Source organism: Micromonospora sp. WMMD1076 (assembly GCF_029581475.1).
Classification (GTDB): Bacteria; Actinomycetota; Actinomycetes; order Mycobacteriales; family Micromonosporaceae; genus Micromonospora; species Micromonospora aurantiaca.
This window is the reverse complement of record NZ_CP120862.1, coordinates 5907310-5923200: the sequence shown is the minus strand read 5'-3', so window position 1 is coordinate 5923200 and position 15891 is coordinate 5907310. Positions and strand designations below refer to the sequence as shown.

Below are 15891 nucleotides of genomic sequence, written 5' to 3'. Positions count from 1 at the left end.
GGCTCCCAGTTCGTCGAGGTGAACCAGGAGAAGACGCACGCCGCGCCCGGTGGTCACCGGACGTCGACGCGGCTGGAGGTCGACCGAACTCCCTGCGCTGGCATTACCCAGATCAGGTTCGAGGGTCTGCGGGCACCGGCCCGCACTCTCAGCGCTGTGCGCTCCCCTGTCGGATGTGAAGTTGTCTCGTCGCAGACGCTAGCACCGACCACGGCCCCCGGCCCAGCGGGGCGAGTGTCGGTATGGTGGCGATCATGCTGGTGGATGCGCGGGGACTGACGTTCGAGGTACGCGCCGGCGGCCCCGAGGACGGTGACCCGGTCCTGCTGCTGCACGGCTTCCCGCAGCACTCCGGTGAGTGGGACGCGGTCACGCCCGCGCTGCACGCCGCCGGGCTGCGCACGTACGCGCTCGACCAGCGCGGCTACTCGCCCGGGGCGCGCCCGGCGGACGTCGGGGCGTACCGGATTCCGGAGCTGGTGGCCGACGCGGCTGCGGTGCTGGACGCGCTCGGGGTGACAGGCGCGCACGTGGTCGGCCACGACTGGGGCGCGATCGTGGCGTGGGGCCTGGCGGCGGCGCACCCGGAGCGGGTCCGGACGCTCACCGCGGTGTCGGTGCCGCACCCGGCCGCGATGGGGCACGCGCTCGCCACCGACCCGCGGCAGAAGGTCAAGTCCGCCTACATCGCGTTGTTCCGCAAGCCCGGTGCGGCGGAGAAGGTGCTGCTGGCGTGGAACGGCGCCACGCTGCGCAAGCTGCTGAGCGGCGTCGGCGACGCCGGCACTGTCGCCCGGTACGCCGAGCCGATGCGCGAGCCGGGCGCGTTGACGGCGGCGCTGAACTGGTACCGCGCGATGACCGGGACGGACATGAAGGCGGTCGCCCCGGCCGGGGTGCCCACCACGTTCGTCTGGAGCGACAAGGACGTGGCGATCGGCCGGACGGCCGCGCAGGCGTGCGCCGCGCACGTCACCGGTGACTACCGGTTCGTGGTGCTGCCCGGGGTCAGCCACTGGATCCCGGACGAGGCGCCCGGCCCGCTGGCCGAGGCGATCCTCGCCCGGTGCGCAGGAACGGAGGAGGCATGACGGTGAGCGCCGAGGCGTACCTGGCGGTGGTGACCGAGACGATCGGCCGGGTCGCCGCCGAGCAGCGGCGCAACGTGGCCGACGCGGCCGACCTGATCGCGGCGGCGCTGCGCGCCGACGGCGTGGTGCACGCGTTCGGCACCGGGCACTCCGAGGCGCTGGCCATGGAGATCGCCGGGCGGGCCGGCGGGCTGGTGCCCACCAACCGGATCGCGTTGCGTGACCTGGTGCTGGTCGGCGGCGACCCGGCCGACGTGCTCGGCCCGAAGCTGGAACGCGACCCGGCGGTGGCGCACCGCCTCTACGAGCTGGCGCCGATCCGGCCGCAGGACGTGTTCGTGCTGGCCTCGAACTCGGGCGTGAACGGGGCGATGGTCGAGTTCGCGTCCGTCGTGAAGGAACGCGGGCACGGCCTGGTGGCGATCACGTCGGCGCAGCACTCGGCCCGGATGGCGTCGCGGCACCCGTCCGGCCGCAAGCTCGCCGACTTCGCCGACGTGGTGCTGGACAACGGCGCACCGTACGGCGACGCCACGCTGCCGCTACCGGGCGGCGGCGCGGTCGGCGCGGTCTCCTCGATCACCGCGGCGCTGCTCGCCCAGCAGATCGTCGCCGAGGTGGTGGCCCGGCTGGTCGCGGCGGGGGAGTGCCCGCCGGTCTACCTGTCCGCGAACATCACCGGCGGCGACGAGCACAACGCCGAGCTGGAGGCACGGTACGCAGGCCGGATCCGCCGCGGTTCCTGAACCGGTTTCGTGATCATCCGTACGGGGCACAGGCGGTCCTGCCGGTGGGCGTTCACCCGCCGGCCGTGCCGTCTCCCGGGGAGGTCCGCGAGTGTCCAAGGAATCCGAGAAGCAGCGCTGGCAGCGCAACTTCGCCGATCTGCTGCAGGAACTGCGGGTCGCGCAGACCGGCGTGCAGATCCTCTTCGCCTTCCTGCTGACGCTGCCGTTCAGCAACGGGTTCGGCCGGACCACGGAGTTCCAGCGGGACGTCTACATCGTGGCGCTGCTGACCGCCGCCGCGTCCGCCGCGATGATCATCTCTCCGGTCGCGTTCCACCGGGCGCTGTTCCGGCAGGGGCGCAAGCCGGAACTGGTCCGGTTCGCCCACCGGATGGCCACCGGCGGCCTGTTCTTCATGCTGATCGCGATGGTCAGCTCGGTCCTGCTGGTCACCGACTTCGTGCTGGACCGGCCGATCGCGTTCCTGCTCAGCGCGCTCACCGGGGTCTGGTTCCTGATCTTCTGGGCGATCCTGCCGTTCAGCCGGCGCAACTGGGGTGAGGACGACATCGACGACGAGGACGACAACCCGCAGACGCTCACCGACTGACCGTCCGCCAAATCGGACGTGCACGCAGCGCTACCCCTGGGTAACACCCGGGGGTAGCGTCGTTTTCGTCGAACGCGTCGACGCAGCCGGACCGACGAGGAGGCAGCCGTGACCACGACACAGAACAGCCGGCCCGAGTCACCAGACGGCGCGGGGCCGCTGCCCGCCGAGGCGGGCCAGGTCTCCGAGAAGGAGGCCCGGCAGGTAGCCGAGGCGGCCCGCGAGTCGGCCTGGGACCGGCCCAGCTTCGGCAAGGAACTGTTCCTCGGCCGGTTCCGGCTCGACCTGATCGACCCGTGGCCCCGCCCCGACCCGGCCGAGGTGGCCCGCGCTGACGAGTTCATCGGCGCGCTGCGCGCGTACCTCACGTCCGAGGTGGACGGCGAGGCGATCGAGCGGGACGCGCGCATTCCCGACGAGGTGTTCCACGGCCTGGCCGGGCTCGGCACGTTCGGCATGAAGATCGACCGCAGGTACGGCGGGCTCGGGCTGAGCAACCTGCACTACTGCCGGGCGCTGATGCTCGTCGGCTCGGTGAACCCGGCGGTCAGCGCGCTGCTCTCCGCGCACCAGTCGATCGGCGTGCCGCAGCCGCTGAAGATGTTCGGCACGCCCGAGCAGAAGGAACGGTTCCTGCCCCGGCTCGCCGCCGGCGAGGTCTCCGCGTTCCTGCTCACCGAGCCGGACGTCGGCTCCGACCCGGCCCGGCTCGCCACCACCGCCGAGCCCACAGCCGACGGCACCGGCTACCGGCTCGACGGGGTGAAGCTCTGGGCCACCAACGGCACGCTCGCCACGCTGCTGGTGGTGATGGCCCGGGTGCCGGCCGGCGAGGGGCGGCGCGGCGGCATCACCGCGTTCGTGGTGGAGGGCGACAGCGACGGCATCACCGTGGAGCGGCGCAACTCCTTCGTCGGGTTGCGCGGGCTGGAGAACAGCCTCACCCGGTTCCACGACGTGTTCGTGCCCAAGGAGAACGTGATCGGGGGTGAGGGAAAGGGCCTCAAGATCGCGCTGACCACGTTGAACACCGGGCGGCTCTCGCTGCCGGCCATGTGTGTCGGCGCCGGGAAGTGGGCGCTCAACGTGGCCCGCGAGTGGGCGGCGGACCGGGTCCAGTGGGGCCGCCCGGTGGGCGAGCACGAGGCGGTGGCGAAGAAGCTCGCATTCATCGCCGCCACCACGTACGGCATGGAGTCCATGCTCGACCTGTCCTGCATGCTCGCCGACGACGACCGCAACGACATCCGGATCGAGGCGGCGCTGGTCAAGCTCTACGCCAGTGAGATGGCCTGGCGGATCGCCGACGAGCTGATCCAGATCCGCGGTGGCCGCGGCTACGAGACGGCCGACTCGCTCGCCGCCCGGGGGGAACGGCCGGCCGCCGTCGAGCAGCTCCTGCGCGACCTGCGGATCAACCGGATCTTCGAGGGCTCCACCGAGATCATGCACCTGCTGATCGCCCGGGAGGCGGTCGACGCGCACCTGTCCGTCGCGGGCGACATCATCGACCCCGACGCGGGGCTGGGCCGCAAGGCGAAGGCCGGCGCGCGGGCCGGCGCCTTCTACGCGAAGTGGCTGCCCACGCTCGCCGTCGGAAAGGGGCAGACGCCCGGGGCGTACCAGGAGTTCGGGCCGCTGGCCGGGCACCTGCGCCACGTCGAGCGGACCTCCCGAAAGCTGGCCCGGTCGACGTTCTACGCGATGTCGCGGTGGCAGGGGAAGATGGAGCGCAAGCAGGCGTTCCTCGGCCGGGTGGTCGACATCGGCGCGGAGTTGTTCGCGATGAGCGCGGTCTGCGTCCGGGCCCACGCCGAGCGGGACGCGCACCCGGAGAACGTCGAGCTGGCCGACCTGTTCTGCCGGCAGGCGCGGCTACGCGTCGACGAACTGTTCACCGGCCTGTGGTCGAACACCGACTCGGTCGACGTGGCCGCCGCCAAGCGGATCGTCGCCGGCCGGTACGCCTCGGTGGAGGAGGGCGTCGTCACCCCGCCCGCCGACCTGCCGTGGGTGGCCCGCTGGGAGCCGGGGCCGTCCACCGAGCAGGACGTCCGTCGTCGCATCCCGCCCGCCGGCTGACCGGACCGTGCCGTCCGGACGGCCGCCCGCGCGGCCGTCCGGGCGAGCCGGTCAGCGCGCGATCGCCCAGGCCAGGATGCCGGCCAGGATCAGGCCGTTGAGCCCGGCCAGCACCAGGTACGCCGACGGCGGGATCTTGCGGCCCTTGCGGACGAGACTCACCAGCACGCCCGCATACCCCAGCAGCAGCACGGCGACGACGATCAGGAAGTACAGCACCGGCACACCTTACCGGCCGCCGCGCAGCCCCAGTTCGCGCAGCTCCAGCGCGGCGAGCGCGTCGACAGTCGCGTCGTCGCCGCGCCGCCACGCCTCGGCGACGTCGGGCGCGATCCGGGTCAGCTTCGACAGCGGCTGACCGGCCAGCGCGCGCAGCGCCAGCAGATCCCGGCCGGCCGGCGCGCCGGCCAGGGCCTTCGCCGCGCCGGCCCGGCGCATCCAGCGCAGGCGCAGCGGCAGCCAGCCGAACAGCACCAGGCCGAGCGGGAACACCAGCACCGCGACGGCCAGCCCCAGCGCCAGCTGCCCGACCAGTTCCTGCTGGTCGCGGCCCGCCTCGGCGACCGAGCGGGCGGCGTCGGCGGCCCGGGTGAACGGCGCGGTCAGCTCGTCGCCGACGATCGGCACCCGGCCGACCTTGCCGCCGGCGTCGGCCAGGTTGTCGGCGAGTCCGCCGCCGGCCCCCTCCAGCTTCTGCCCGGGTACGGCGAGCTTCTCGACCACGTCGTGCAGCCACAGCGCGAAGCGGATCGCCGCGTACACCCAGACGACCACGAGCAGGTCGGTGAGGAACTGGCGGACGGCGGTGGGAAAACGGTCGGCGTAGATCTTCACGCCGGACAGCGTCCCACGGCACGGGCGTGTCGGCACCTGGCCGATTTCCCGCTCAGTGCGACCCTTCGCCGGCGTGACTGACCGCGTCCGCCACGATGTGCGCGACGTGGTCGTCGACCAGCGCGTACGCGATCTCCCGGCCGCGCCGCGACCCGCGCACCACACCGGCCCCCCGCAGCACCCGCAGGTGCTGGGAGACCAGCGGCTGTGGCGCGCCGAGCTTCTCGACCAGCTCGTGCACGCAGCGTTCGCCCTCGGCCAGCTCGCTGACGATCGCGAGCCGGATCGGGGCCGAGAGCGCGCGCAGCAGGTCACCCGCGCCCTCGAAGGCGTCATACCCGTTCGTGCCGGTCACCCTGTAACGGTAACCAATCCCAGCTGCGCCGGCGGGCAGGGCCTCACCGCAGCAGCACCTCGTGCTCGGCCGGTTCGGACAGCGGCGTCGCCCGGTCGGCCCGCACCCGCCGCCGCAGCGCCCGCAGACCGGCCGCCGCGAGCGCGACCAGCAGGAACGAGCCGATCGCCACGAGCACCACCGACGCGCCGGGGGCGGTGTCGGCGGTCGCGGCCACCCAGACCCCGGTGCCGGCGGCGAACAGGCCCAGCGCCATGGCCGCCGTCATGGTCGACCGGAAGCCCCGGGTCACCTGCTGCGCGGTGGCCACCGGCACCACCATCAGCGCGCTGATCAGCAGCACCCCGACCGCCCGCATGGCGATGGTCACCGTGACCGCGGTGCCGACCGCGATGAGCAGGTTCAGCGCCCGCACCGGCAGGCCGGACACCCGGGCGTACTCCTCGTCGTGGCAGACCGCGAACAGCGCCGGGCGCAGCACCAGCATGGTCACCAGCAGCACCGCTCCGAGCACGCCGATGGTGATCAGGTCGGTGCGGGAGGTGGTGGTCAGCGACCCGAACAGGTACGCGTTGAGCGACCCGCTGCTGGCGCCGGACAGCCCGACCAGCATCACGCCACCGGCGATGCCGCCGTAGAACAGCAACGCCAGCGCCAGGTCGCCGGAGGTGCGCCCGTACGCGCGGACCAGCTCGATCACGACCGCGCCGAGCGTCGCGGCGATCACCGCCACCAGCACGGGGGAGTGGTTGAGCAGCAGTCCCGCGCCGACGCCGGTGAGCGCCACGTGCCCGAGGCCGTCGCCGATCAACGCCAGCCGGCGCTGCACCAGGTAGATGCCGAGCGCCGGGGCGGCCAGCCCGATGATCAGCGCGCCGACCAGGGCGCGGAGCATGAAGTCGTACTGGAAGAGATCCATCTCAGATGCCTGTCCAGAGCCGGGCCGGCTCCTCGTCGCAGTGCGGGTGCACGTGCTCGTGGTCCGGGTCGGCGTGGTGGCCGGCCGGTTCGGGCACCGCGCCGTCGTGGGCGATCCCGCCCTGGTGCACCACCACGGCCCGGCTGATCAGCGGGCGCAGCGGGCCCAGCTCGTGCGCGACGAGCAGCACCGTGCCGCCGCCGTCGCGGAACGCGCGCAGCGCCCCGGCGAACGCCTCCTGGCTGGCCGCGTCCACCCCGGCGGTCGGCTCGTCCAGCACCAGCAGCTCCGGTCCGCCGGCCAGCGCGCGGGCGATCAGGGTGCGCTGCTGCTGGCCGCCGGAGAGCGTGGACACCGGGTCACCGGCCCGGTCGGCGAGCCCGACCGCGTCCAGCGCCGCCGCCACCGCCTCCCGGTCCGCCCGCCCGGCGGGCCGCAGTACGCCCCGGCGGGCCAGCCGTCCGGACGCCACCACCTCGCGCACGGTGGCTGGTACTCCGCTGCCCGCGCCGAGCCGCTGCGGCACGTACCCGATGCGGTGCCACTGCCGGAAGCGGCGCTGCGGCGTGCCGAACAGGGCGACCGACCCGGCGCCGACCGGCACCAGGCCGAGCGCGGCGCGCACGAGCGTCGACTTGCCGGAGCCGTTGGCGCCGAGCACGGCGACCACCTCTGAAGCGGTCACTGTCAACGAGACGTCACGCAGCACCGGGCGGCCGTCGTAGCCGACTGTGGCGTGCGCGATCTCGATCACGGGTGGGGTCATGAACAGTCCAGAGCGGTTCGCAGGGTCTGCAGGTTGGTACGCATCACGGAGAGGTAGTCGCCGTCGGCGGGCGGGCCCTCCAGCGGGTCCAGGACGGCCGTCTTCGCCCCGACCTCACGCGCGATGGTCTCGGCGACCTTCGGGCTGACGAGCGTCTCGAAGAAGATCGTGCCGGCCTGGTGCTCCCGGGCCTCCTCGGCGACCTCGGCGAGGCGCTTCGGGGACGGCTCGGACTCCGGGGTGAGCCCGCTGATGCCGATCTGTTCCAGCTTGTAGCGCTCGGTCAGGTAGCCGAACGCGGTGTGGCTGGTGACGATCTCCCGGCGCTGGCAGGTGCGCAGACCGTCGGCGTACTCGGTGTCCAGCTTCGTCAGCTCGGTGCGCAGCGCGCCGGCGCGGGCGGTGTAGCCGGCGGCGTGGTCCGGGTCGGCCTTGCCGAGACGCTCGGCGAGCTTGTCGCCGATGGTGGCCAGCCGGGTCGGGTCGAGCCAGACGTGCGGATCCTTGCCGCCGCCCTCCTCGGCGTGCCCGGCCTCGCCCTCGTGATCGTGGTCGTGCCCACCGGCGGCCGCGTCCCGCAGCGGCGTCACGCCCGCCACGTCGAACGTGCGGTCGCCGCCGTTCTGCTCCACCGCCTCGTCCACCGCCGGCTGGAAGCCGCTGAGGTAGACGACCACGTCGGCGTCGGCGACCTGGCCGACCTGCCGCGGGTTGAGTTCCAGGTCGTGCGGCTCGGCGCCGGGCTTGGTCAGGTTGCTGACCGTTACCGTGTCGCCGCCGATCCGCTCGGCCAGGAACTGGAGCGGGTAGAACGCGGCGACCACGTCGACCTTGCCCGGTTCGCTCCCGCCGCCTCCGCCGTCCGCGCAGGCGGTGAGTCCGCCCGCGGCGAGCAGGGCGGCGGTGGCGGCGGTCAGGACGCGGCGGGGTGCACGAACGGTCATGGGCTCAACTGTCCGCGACAACGAAAACTATTGTCAAAAACGCATGATTGCATGTCAGTGCAGGTCAGTCCGGCTCTGCTGCCCGAGTCAGCCGACCATGAGTTTCGCCAGCGCCACCGCGATCAACAAGGTGAGCATCACCAGCCGGAGCATCCGGGTCGCCGGGGCCTGCACCTGCCAGGTGACCGACATCAGCCAGACCAGCCCGCCGGCCAGCACGAGCAGCAGGACACCGCCCGCCGGGCCGGGCGCGAAGAGGCCGACAAGCACCAGGGCCAGCGTGGCCAGGAACACCGCCGTCGGATTGAGCCGTGCCAACCGGGACAGCACGGGACTCTGCGTACGCTGCATGCCACAGACTCTACGAGGAGGAACCCCGTGCTGGTCACCAACCGCTTCGTGGTGGAAGCCGAAACGGTGGACGAGTTCACCCGTGCGGCGCACGCCGCGCTGGCCGCGCTCGCCGCCCGCCCCGGCTACCTGCGCGGTGAACTGCTGCGGGCGCTCGACGACCCGGACCACTGGCTCCTGGTCACCGAGTGGGAGTCGGTCGGTGCGTACCGGCGGGCGCTCGGCGGATTCGACGTCAAGGTCACCGCCGTGCCGCTGCTCGCCCGATCGGTGGACGAGCCGTCGGCGTACGAGACCCTCGCCGGCGCCGCCCCCGAGGGTGAGATCGTCGTCGTCGCCAGCGATCGTGCCGCAGGTCCTTATCGCTGAGTGCCGGGGCACTACCCTGGCGCGTATGACCGCTCCCGGACCGGCCGCGCCACCCCCGCCATCCGTTCCGCCCGCGCTGCCGGCGGAACACGGGGCGCCCGCGCCGCCGCAGGGGCCCGGCGCCGCGCCGCCGTTCGCCGCCCCGCCCACCGAGGGTGGGCGGACCCGGCTCTGGCTCGGCCTCGGCGCGGGCGCGCTGGCCGTGCTGATCTGCTGCGGTGGGGGCGGGGCGGCAGTGGTCGGCCTGGCGGTGAGCAACGCCCAGGCGATCGGTGAGCAGGGCCGGGCGGTCACGAACGACTACTACCAGGCGCTCGTGGCCCGGGAGTGGTCCAAGGCGTACGACACGCTCTGCGACGACATCCGGCGGCGCGAGCCCCGGCGCGAGTTCGAGCGCCGGGTGGCGACCGAGCCGCAGATCTCCGGCTACCGGGTGGGCGAGGTCGACCTCACCACGCTCACCGTGCCGGTGGACGTCACGCTCGCCGGCGGCCGGCGGGAGGCGCAGACCGTGACGCTCGCGCCGGACCAGCAGACGGGCGGCGTGGAGGTCTGCGGGGTGAGCTGACCGGCCCCCGGTATTCTGCTGGGCTCGGGACGGACACGGTCGTACCGTTGTCCCGAACAGCCCGGTTCCATCCATCTCGACCGCGCCGACCGCCAGCCGGCGTAGGAGGAAACATGCCAGCCGACCGTATCGACGCCGTCACCAGCCTCGCCAAGCGCCGGGGCTTCGTCTTTCCCTCCAGCGAGATCTACGGGGGCACCCGGTCGGCGTGGGACTACGGTCCGCTCGGCGTCGAGCTGAAGGAGAACGTCCGCCGGCAGTGGTGGCGGACCATGGTGCAGCAGCGCGACGACGTCGTCGGCCTCGACTCGGCGGTCATCCTGGCCCGCAAGGTCTGGGAGGCCAGCGGCCACATCGCCGAGTTCGTCGACCCGCTGACCGAGTGCCAGTCCTGCCACAAGCGGTTCCGGGCCGACCACCTGGAAGAGGCGTACGAGGCCAAGCACGGCAAGCCGCTGACCTCGCTGACGGAGCTGAACTGCCCCAACTGCGGCAACAAGGGCACCTTCACCGAGCCGAAGATGTTCAACGGCCTGATGAAGACCTACCTGGGCCCGGTGGAGAGCGACGAGGGCATGCACTACCTGCGCCCGGAAACCGCCCAGGGCATCTTCGTCAACTACAAGAACGTGGAGACGGTCGCCCGCAAGAAGCCGCCGTTCGGCATCGCGCAGACCGGCAAGTCGTTCCGTAACGAGATCACCCCGGGCAACTTCATCTTCCGGACCCGTGAGTTCGAGCAGATGGAGATGGAGTTCTTCGTCGAGCCGGGCACCGACGAGCAGTGGCACGAGTACTGGCTCTCCGAGCGCTGGAACTGGTACCTCGACCTGGGCCTGTCCGAGGAGAACCTGCGCTTCTACGAGCACCCCAAGGAGAAGCTCTCCCACTACTCGAAGCGCACCGTCGACATCGAGTACCGGTTCCGGTTCGGCGGCAGCGAGTTCGCCGAGCTGGAGGGCATCGCCAACCGCACCGACTTCGACCTGTCCACGCACAGCAAGCACTCCGGCGTCGACCTGTCGTACTTCGACCAGGGCAAGGGCGAGCGCTGGATCCCGTACGTGATCGAGCCGGCCGCCGGCCTCACCCGCGCGGTGCTGGCGTTCCTGCTGGAGGCGTACGACGAGGACGAGGCGCCGAACACCAAGGGCGGCGTGGACAAGCGCACCGTCATGCGCTTCGACCCGCGGCTGGCCCCGGTGAAGGTCGCCGTACTGCCGCTGTCGCGCAACGAGGCGCTGTCGCCGAAGGCCAAGCAGCTCGCCACCGACCTGCGCAAGCGCTGGGTGGTCGAGTTCGACGACTCGCAGGCGATCGGCCGCCGCTACCGCCGGCAGGACGAGATCGGCACGCCGTTCTGCGTCACGGTCGACTTCGACACGCTCGACGACAACGCGGTGACCGTGCGAAACCGGGACACCATGGCCCAGGAGCGCGTCTCGCTGGACCAGGTCGAGCGCTACCTGATCGAGCGCCTCCCCGGCTGCTGACCCGTGTAAGGAAGGGCCCCCTCTTAACGCCTGGCGTAGAGAAGGGGCCCCTTCTTAACACCCGTCATCCGGGGGAGATCGGCTCCGCCCGTACGCCGGTCCCGGCGCCCAGCCCGCGCCGGGCCGCGTACGCGGCCTCCACCATGCGCCGCACACGGCCCGGCTCCCTGCGGATCTGCGCCGGTGTGAAGTGCAGGACGAGCACCCCGTACCGGCTCAGCTCGTTGTGCCGGTCCAGTGTCCGCGCCCAGTCGTTCGGGCTGAGGTGGTACTCCCGCGAGTCGACCTCCAGCGCCACCGCGCAGTCGGCGAGGTAGCCGTCCGGCGTCGGCAGGCGGGTGCCGTCGGCCGCCGTCAGCCGCGGGTTCCACAGGATCCCGCCGAGCACGCCGCTGCCGCCCAGGCACTCCCGCAGCTCGGTCTCCGGCGCCGAGCGGACCCCATCGGTGATCTCCGCGAACGCCTTCCGGATCAGGGCGGTGCGGCTGCGCCGGGCCCGGCGGATCTCCGCCTCCAGGCTGTCCAGGTCGGTGAAGCCGCGCTGCACGGCCTCGGCCACAGTCGCCCGCACCGGCCGCAGCCGGCGCAGGTCGCGGGCCGCGTCCACCACCGCCCGCGCCGGCGAGCACACCGGGTACAGCGCGGTCCGCCGGGCCCGCGGATCAAGCTCCAGGGCCCGCGCGATCACCGCGTGACCGGCCGAGCGGCGCCGCACGTGGTGCGGCAGGATCAGGTGTACGTCAGCGGTGCGCGGACTGTGCCGGAAGCCGTACCAGATCAGGGCCGCCAGGCCGGTGAGCTGCGCGTCGGCGCCCGCGTAGAGCGCCGCCGAGATACGTCGCTGCTCGTCGGTGAGGGTGCCGGTGACGAGCGCGTACGTGGCCGGCAGCACGCGCTGCCACAGACCGCGCCGGGTCTGCCGGTACAGGTACATGTCGTCGTATCCGACGCCGAGCAGCTGCGTCCGCGTGACGATCTGCTGCTGGCGCTCGGCCAGGTCGCTGAGCTGAGGTGGCTGTTCGCGCATGCCCGGCAGCGTGCGGGCTCGGCCGCTGCTCTTCCTGCCCGTTCGCCCGGCCTGTGGACAGCCTCCCCGGTTGTGGAGAACGCCCGCCGGGCGGGCCGGCTGTGATATGTGCCCTGTTAACAAGGGGCCCCTGCTCTACCGGAGACGTTAACAGGGGGCCCTTCCTTACACTTGTGCGGTGACTGCCCCGACCCTGCCCGCCTTGACCATCGGCCCGCACCGGGTGTGGCCGCCGGTGGTGCTCGCGCCGATGGCCGGGATCACCAACGTCGGCTTCCGCCGGCTCTGCCGTGAGCAGGGCGGTGGCATCTACGTCTGCGAGATGATCACCACCCGCGCCCTGGTGGAGCGGAACCCGAAGACGCTGCGCATGATCGCCTTCGGCGCCGAGGAGCAGCCCCGCAGCCTCCAGCTCTACGGCACCGACCCGGAGATCACCGCCGCCGCCGTACGGATAGTGGTCGAGCGCGACCTGGCCGACCACATCGACCTGAACTTCGGCTGCCCGGTGCCCAAGGTGACCCGCAAGGGCGGCGGCTCGGCCCTGCCGTGGCGCCGCCGGCTGTTCGCCCGGCTGGTCAGGGCCGCGGTGGACGCCGCGTCACCCGCCGGAGTGCCGGTCACGGTCAAGATGCGCAAGGGCATCGACGACGACCACCTGACGTACGTCGAGGCCGGGCTGGCCGCCCAGGACGCCGGCGTGGCGGCGGTCGCCCTGCACGGGCGTACGGCGGCGCAGCGCTACTCCGGCACCGCCGACTGGGACTCGATCGCCACGCTCAAGTCGGCGCTCGACGTGCCGGTGCTCGGCAACGGCGACATCTGGGAGGCCGACGACGCGCTGCGGATGGTCGCCCACACCGGCGTCGACGGTGTGGTGATCGGGCGCGGCTGCCTGGGCCGGCCGTGGCTGTTCGCCGACCTGGAGGCCGCGTTCAACGGGAGCGCCGAGCGGCGGCTACCGGGCCTCGGCGAGGTGGCGGTGACCATGCGGCGGCACGCCGAGCTGTTGGTGGAGCAGTTCGTGGCGGGGGCCCGCAACCCGGCCCGGGGCGAGCGGGACGGCTGCACCGACTTCCGCAAGCACGTCGCCTGGTACCTGAAGGGCTTCCCGATCGGGAGCGAACTGCGCCGCTCGCTCGCCATGATCGAGAGCCTGGCCCAGCTCGACGACCTGCTCGGCAAGCTCGACCCGGCCGTACCGTTCCCGGTGGAGAACCTCGGCCAGCCGCGCGGCCGCACCAACTCCCCGGGCAAGGTCTTCCTGCCCGACGGCTGGCTGGCGAGCCGCGACGACGACACCCCGCCGGACGGCGCCGAGCTGGACGACTCGGGCGGCTGACCTGCTGACCCCGGACACGCCGAAGGGCCCGACCCCCGTTCCGGGGTCGGGCCCTTCGTTTGGTCACTCGGTCAGGAACTGTAGCCGCGGCTGGCGATCCAGTGCGCCAGGGCGTCCACGTCCATGCGGTACGAGGCCTGGTCCGGGTTCGCCGAGTCGGCGATCGTCACGACCTTGCCGCCGTCGCGGTAGCCGACCACGCTGATGTAGTGGCCACCCTCGAACGAGTGGGTGGTGCCGTCGGTGTCGGTCGCGGTGCCGGCGATGTTCGCCACCACGGCCCGGCCGTCGTCCACCGTGCGCACCACGTCGGCACGCAGCTTCTCCACCTTGTCACCGGCCTTGTCCACCGGGATCTCGGTCGACTTGTAGACGTCCTTGCCGGTCTCCTTGTTCAGCACCGGGGTGATGTCGTTGATCGAGTTGGTGCCGGACTCGGTGGTGCCCATCTCCTTGGCCATGGCGTCCACGTCGATGTTCTTGCCCTGCACGCTCAGCGCGTTACGGGCCGCGGCCGGGCCGCAGAAGTAGAAGTTGGGCTGCGCCTCGTAGCGCACGTCCAGCTCCCGCTCGCCGTGGCCCTTTCGGTCGACGACGACCTGGGCGGTGCGCTCGGCGGGGGTGGCCTGCGCGGCGAGCGCGGGGCCGGCGATGCCACCGGCGGTGGCGGCGATCCCGGCGACGGTCAGTGCGGTCTTGCGGATCAGATCGGTACGCATGATGCGACTCCTCTGCGGTTCGGGGGTGTGCGGCACGGAGTGCCGCGGGGGAGAGTCTGCGCCGCCCGGCGGTCAGCGGTGGCGACCTGCTCGGCGGCTCGGGGGTATAACCACCGGCCGGGGCCCGCCATTCCCCGGCGGCCCGCTCCGGTCCCGGGCCCCTGCCCGGTGAGCCATGTACAACCCCCCGACCCGGTCAGCGATTCCCCGGCCCGCACCCCGGGATCCGGACACCCCGCCCACCCGACCCCACACCTCCGTCGATCATGAAGTTGACGGCGACAAATCGGACCGCGAACGCCGCCAACTTCATGATCAACGGGGTCAGGCGGGGGTGGGGACCTTGTCCAGGAAACCGTGCACGGCGCGCACCCGGCCGTCGGGGTCGCGGACGACCACGTCGAAGCCGACCGCGACGGACTCGCCGCCGGTGGCCGGGACCAGTTCCCAGCCGAAGCGGACCAGGTCGTGGTGGCCGTCGACCGGCCCGTGCGGGCGCAGCACGTGCCCTGGGAAGGCCTGCTGTACCCCGGCGACGGCCGCCGCGATCTGCCCGTGGCCGCGCACGTCGGCCAGTGGGTCGACATAGGTGGCGTCGGGGGTGAAGAGGGCGGCGACCCCGGCCGCGCGGGCGTCGGCGTCGGTCTCGTTCCAGACCGCGAGGTAGCGGTCGACCAGCTCGGTGTACTCGTTCATGGGATGGTCCCTTCGTCGGTCGGTGACGCCGGGAACTCTGCCGCCGGCCGGGCCGGCGTGTCGATTACCTCTCGGGTAAGGCCCGCCGGCATGACCCCCGGGGTAATCGACACGGCGCGCGCCGTCCGGCAGGGTGGTGCCGAACCGCCCATTTCCGCAGACGGGGAACCGATGTCGACGTACCGCACCCCGCGCCCGCCCGCCCCGGTCGGCGCCCCCTCCGTCGGCGAGTCCCTGCGCCGGTGGCGGGATCTGCGCCGGCTCAGCCAACTCGAGCTGTCCATCCGGGCGGAGGTGTCGACCCGGCACCTGAGCTTCGTCGAGACCGGGCGCTCCCGGCCCAGCCGGGAGATGGTGCTGCGGCTGGCCGATCCGCTCGACCTGCCGCTGCGGGAACGCAACCGGCTGTTGCTGGCCGCCGGCTACGCCCCGGCGTACCCGGAGACCGCGCTGGCCGCGCCCCGGATGGCCGCGGTCCGCGCGGCGGTCCGGCAGGTGCTGGGCGGCCACGAGCCCTACCCGGCGGCGGTGGTGGACCGGGGGTGGCACCTGGTGGACGCCAACGACAGCCTGGCGGTGCTCACCGAGCGGGTGGCGCCCGAACTGCTGGCCGGCCGGGTGAACGTGCTGCGGGCCAGCCTGCACCCGGAGGGGCTGGCCCCGCACATCGTCAACCTCGGCGAGTGGCGCGGGCACCTGCTCAACCGGTTGGCCCGGCAGGTGGAGCTGACCGGGGACGCGGAGCTGGCCGCGCTGGAGGAGGAGCTGCGCGGCTATCCGGGCGGCGGGCCGGACCGGTCCGTGGACCAGCCCGGCCCGGACGAGCTGGTGGTGCCGCTGCGGGTGCGGCACGACGGCGGGGAGCTGTGCTTCCTCAGCACGGTCGCGACCTTCGGTACGCCGCTGGACGTCACGCTGGCCGAGCTGTCCATCGAGTCGTTCTATCCGGCCGACGAGCGGACCGCCGCCGTGCTCCGGGAGCGCGCCGGGAACTGAC

General features: G+C 72.7%; 19 protein-coding genes and 1 riboswitch. Of the genes, 9 read left to right on the top strand and 10 right to left on the bottom strand.

The genetic code is table 11. From position 1 onward, the window contains the following. Nucleotides 1-71: 71 nt before the first annotated feature. Nucleotides 72-178, bottom strand: a riboswitch (TPP riboswitch). A 76-nt stretch (nucleotides 179-254) separates the two neighbouring features. From O7622_RS26685 to O7622_RS26670, 4 genes are all read left to right on the top strand, one after another. After that, entirely contained in the window at nucleotides 255-1091 is an 837-nt protein-coding gene (locus O7622_RS26685) for an alpha/beta hydrolase (protein ID WP_282310887.1), read from the top strand. Next, entirely contained in the window at nucleotides 1088-1837 is a 750-nt protein-coding gene (locus O7622_RS26680) for an SIS domain-containing protein (RefSeq protein ID WP_282310886.1), read from the top strand. Before O7622_RS26685 ends, O7622_RS26680 begins: the two co-directional genes overlap by 4 nt. Before the next feature lie 91 nt (nucleotides 1838-1928). Then, nucleotides 1929-2429, top strand: coding sequence for a DUF6328 family protein (locus O7622_RS26675; protein ID WP_282310885.1), 501 nt, complete (start codon nucleotides 1929-1931; stop codon nucleotides 2427-2429). A 108-nt stretch (nucleotides 2430-2537) separates the two neighbouring features. After that, the gene (locus tag O7622_RS26670) at nucleotides 2538-4511 is read left to right on the top strand and encodes an acyl-CoA dehydrogenase family protein (protein ID WP_282310884.1); all 1974 of its coding nucleotides are present in this window, start codon (nucleotides 2538-2540) and stop codon (nucleotides 4509-4511) included. A 51-nt stretch (nucleotides 4512-4562) separates the two neighbouring features. On the opposite strand, the gene O7622_RS26665 is transcribed toward O7622_RS26670, so the two are convergent. The 7 genes from O7622_RS26665 to O7622_RS26635 form a co-directional block, all read right to left on the bottom strand. Next, nucleotides 4563-4730 (bottom strand): hypothetical protein, encoded by a 168-nt coding sequence (locus O7622_RS26665; RefSeq protein WP_282310883.1) that lies wholly within the window; start codon nucleotides 4728-4730, stop codon nucleotides 4563-4565. A 9-nt stretch (nucleotides 4731-4739) separates the two neighbouring features. Further along, nucleotides 4740-5345, bottom strand: coding sequence for a hypothetical protein (locus O7622_RS26660; RefSeq protein WP_282310882.1), 606 nt, complete (start codon nucleotides 5343-5345; stop codon nucleotides 4740-4742). Nucleotides 5346-5397: 52 nt separating this feature from the next. Then, nucleotides 5398-5700 carry a metalloregulator ArsR/SmtB family transcription factor gene (locus O7622_RS26655; protein ID WP_013287947.1) on the bottom strand — a complete coding sequence of 101 codons (303 nt, stop codon included), beginning with the start codon at nucleotides 5698-5700 and terminating at the stop codon, nucleotides 5398-5400. A 43-nt stretch (nucleotides 5701-5743) separates the two neighbouring features. Then, a complete protein-coding gene (locus tag O7622_RS26650; protein WP_282310881.1) occupies nucleotides 5744-6619 on the bottom strand; it encodes a metal ABC transporter permease in 876 nt (291 codons plus the stop codon). Between the two features lies 1 nt (nucleotide 6620). Continuing rightward, nucleotides 6621-7385, bottom strand: coding sequence for a metal ABC transporter ATP-binding protein (locus O7622_RS26645; protein ID WP_282310880.1), 765 nt, complete (start codon nucleotides 7383-7385; stop codon nucleotides 6621-6623). Continuing rightward, nucleotides 7382-8329: a metal ABC transporter substrate-binding protein gene (locus tag O7622_RS26640; RefSeq protein WP_282310879.1), complete on the bottom strand. Its 948-nt coding sequence runs from the start codon at nucleotides 8327-8329 to the stop codon at nucleotides 7382-7384. The genes O7622_RS26645 and O7622_RS26640 overlap by 4 nt, the downstream gene beginning before the upstream one ends. A gap of 87 nt (nucleotides 8330-8416) precedes the next feature. After that, entirely contained in the window at nucleotides 8417-8680 is a 264-nt protein-coding gene (locus tag O7622_RS26635) for a DUF6703 family protein (protein ID WP_282310878.1), read from the bottom strand. A gap of 27 nt (nucleotides 8681-8707) precedes the next feature. On the opposite strand from O7622_RS26635, the gene O7622_RS26630 reads away from it, so the two are divergent. The 3 genes from O7622_RS26630 (at nucleotide 8708) to O7622_RS26620 (ending at nucleotide 11110) form a co-directional block, all read left to right on the top strand. Further along, nucleotides 8708-9049, top strand: a complete 342-nt coding sequence (locus O7622_RS26630) for an antibiotic biosynthesis monooxygenase family protein (protein ID WP_282310877.1) — start codon at nucleotides 8708-8710, stop codon at nucleotides 9047-9049. A gap of 25 nt (nucleotides 9050-9074) precedes the next feature. Continuing rightward, nucleotides 9075-9617: a hypothetical protein gene (locus tag O7622_RS26625; protein WP_282310876.1), complete on the top strand. Its 543-nt coding sequence runs from the start codon at nucleotides 9075-9077 to the stop codon at nucleotides 9615-9617. Nucleotides 9618-9730: 113 nt separating this feature from the next. After that, a complete protein-coding gene (locus tag O7622_RS26620; protein ID WP_282310875.1) occupies nucleotides 9731-11110 on the top strand; it encodes a glycine--tRNA ligase in 1380 nt (459 codons plus the stop codon). 64 nt (nucleotides 11111-11174) lie between these two features. Here the strand turns inward: O7622_RS26620 and O7622_RS26615 are convergent, their stop codons facing one another. Further along, nucleotides 11175-12137: a type IV toxin-antitoxin system AbiEi family antitoxin domain-containing protein gene (locus tag O7622_RS26615; RefSeq protein ID WP_282310874.1), complete on the bottom strand. Its 963-nt coding sequence runs from the start codon at nucleotides 12135-12137 to the stop codon at nucleotides 11175-11177. Between the two features lie 178 nt (nucleotides 12138-12315). Between O7622_RS26615 and dusB the strand changes: the two genes are divergently transcribed. Beyond that, a complete protein-coding gene (gene dusB / locus O7622_RS26610) occupies nucleotides 12316-13479 on the top strand; it encodes a tRNA dihydrouridine synthase DusB (RefSeq protein WP_282310873.1) in 1164 nt (387 codons plus the stop codon). 71 nt (nucleotides 13480-13550) lie between these two features. Here the strand turns inward: dusB and O7622_RS26605 are convergent, their stop codons facing one another. Together O7622_RS26605 and O7622_RS26600 are read right to left on the bottom strand one after the other, a co-directional pair. Beyond that, nucleotides 13551-14198, bottom strand: a complete 648-nt coding sequence (locus O7622_RS26605) for a C39 family peptidase (protein WP_282310872.1) — start codon at nucleotides 14196-14198, stop codon at nucleotides 13551-13553. Nucleotides 14199-14522: 324 nt separating this feature from the next. Beyond that, the gene (locus O7622_RS26600; RefSeq protein ID WP_282310871.1) at nucleotides 14523-14894 is read right to left on the bottom strand and encodes a nuclear transport factor 2 family protein; all 372 of its coding nucleotides are present in this window, start codon (nucleotides 14892-14894) and stop codon (nucleotides 14523-14525) included. Between the two features lie 171 nt (nucleotides 14895-15065). On the opposite strand from O7622_RS26600, the gene O7622_RS26595 reads away from it, so the two are divergent. Continuing rightward, complete coding sequence (locus O7622_RS26595; RefSeq protein ID WP_282310870.1) at nucleotides 15066-15890, top strand: helix-turn-helix transcriptional regulator; 825 nt, start codon at nucleotides 15066-15068, stop codon at nucleotides 15888-15890. The last annotated feature ends 1 nt before the right edge of the window (nucleotide 15891 follow it).

Coding starts and splice junctions, on each gene's coding strand:
- O7622_RS26615 (WP_282310874.1), bottom strand. CDS start 12,137: ATGCGCGAACAGCCACCTCAGCTCAGCGACCTGGCCGAGCGCCAGCAG.
- O7622_RS26640 (WP_282310879.1), bottom strand. CDS start 8,329: ATGACCGTTCGTGCACCCCGCCGCGTCCTGACCGCCGCCACCGCCGCC.
- O7622_RS26635 (WP_282310878.1), bottom strand. CDS start 8,680: ATGCAGCGTACGCAGAGTCCCGTGCTGTCCCGGTTGGCACGGCTCAAT.
- O7622_RS26645 (WP_282310880.1), bottom strand. CDS start 7,385: ATGACCCCACCCGTGATCGAGATCGCGCACGCCACAGTCGGCTACGAC.
- O7622_RS26680 (WP_282310886.1), top strand. CDS start 1,088: ATGACGGTGAGCGCCGAGGCGTACCTGGCGGTGGTGACCGAGACGATC.
- O7622_RS26605 (WP_282310872.1), bottom strand. CDS start 14,198: ATGCGTACCGATCTGATCCGCAAGACCGCACTGACCGTCGCCGGGATC.
- O7622_RS26620 (WP_282310875.1), top strand. CDS start 9,731: ATGCCAGCCGACCGTATCGACGCCGTCACCAGCCTCGCCAAGCGCCGG.
- O7622_RS26650 (WP_282310881.1), bottom strand. CDS start 6,619: ATGGATCTCTTCCAGTACGACTTCATGCTCCGCGCCCTGGTCGGCGCG.
- O7622_RS26625 (WP_282310876.1), top strand. CDS start 9,075: ATGACCGCTCCCGGACCGGCCGCGCCACCCCCGCCATCCGTTCCGCCC.
- O7622_RS26595 (WP_282310870.1), top strand. CDS start 15,066: ATGTCGACGTACCGCACCCCGCGCCCGCCCGCCCCGGTCGGCGCCCCC.
- O7622_RS26600 (WP_282310871.1), bottom strand. CDS start 14,894: ATGAACGAGTACACCGAGCTGGTCGACCGCTACCTCGCGGTCTGGAAC.
- O7622_RS26685 (WP_282310887.1), top strand. CDS start 255: ATGCTGGTGGATGCGCGGGGACTGACGTTCGAGGTACGCGCCGGCGGC.